This is a genomic window from Serpentinimonas barnesii (assembly GCF_000696225.1).
In the GTDB taxonomy this organism is placed as follows: Bacteria; Pseudomonadota; Gammaproteobacteria; order Burkholderiales; family Burkholderiaceae_C; genus Serpentinimonas; species Serpentinimonas barnesii.
The window spans coordinates 1-919 of the sequence record NZ_BAWN01000069.1; the positions used below are offsets into that span (position 1 = coordinate 1).

The 919-nt window shown below is 57.9% G+C and carries 1 protein-coding gene; it reads right to left on the bottom strand.

The window, feature by feature from the left end:
- Positions 1-292 precede the first annotated feature (292 nt).
- Positions 293-607, bottom strand: a complete 315-nt coding sequence (locus SRAH_RS12725) for a hypothetical protein (RefSeq protein ID WP_076607045.1) — start codon at positions 605-607, stop codon at positions 293-295.
- Positions 608-919 lie beyond the last annotated feature (312 nt).

Consider the following 919-nt stretch of genomic DNA (forward strand, 5'->3'; position numbering starts at 1 on the left):
CCGGCGGGCCGAAGGCACGTCCGAGTTGAACCGCAGGTTAGGCGCTGTGGAGAAGGGTGCTGGGGCCTTGGAACACTGCGGCGTTGCCGGAGATTATGGCTGGGGCTGTGGAGCAAGCGCTGTGTGCCTGTTCCGCTCCATGAAGGCCGAGCAGTAGGCCAGCAACTGGGCAGCGCTGCCGGAGCACGCAGGGGTGGAACCGCAGAAGCCAGAGCGAGACCTAACGTGCTAGCTCAGGGGGCGCGAAGCCGGTTTGCCGGCGGAGCGTCCCTCTGGATCGGAAGGTTGGGCATCACTTGTTGGCAGGCTTCCAATATGACTTTTCTTCTTCTGTCAGGCTGGCAAGGATACGGCTGGCAATGCTTACAAGTTCAGCAGGGGAGTTTCCGAAAGCTCGGTAATTGGACAGCACGTATCCCTTAACCGTATTAGGCCAGCGACCATCGCGATCAGCTTCCGCGATCGTTAACTTTGCTGTTTGATAATTTCCGTATCTGGAACCCATGGCCTGTTCTAGTTCCTTTTCAAAGACACCGAACGACCATTCGTCAGTTCTTGCCTCGAACTGATCCAATACTTGAATTTTGGTTTGGGAAAGTTTGCTCATAAGAACTCCTGTGGTTTCAGTACTCGTGATGGTGATGCCCAATGTTGAGTTTAACCGGCGGGCTGAAGGCACGTCCGAGTTGAACCGCAGGTTAGGCAATGGTGTGAAGGGTAACTGGGCCTTGGAACGCTGCGGCGTTGCCGGATATTATGGCTGGGGCTGTGGAGGAAGGCAAGCGCTGTGTGCCCGAACGTTCCACGAAGGCCGAGCAGCAGGCCAGCAACCAAGCAGCGCCGCCGGAGCGCGAGGGAGTGGAGCCGCAGAAGCCAGAGCGAGGCCTAACGTTGAGGTTAACCGGCGGGCCGAAGGCAC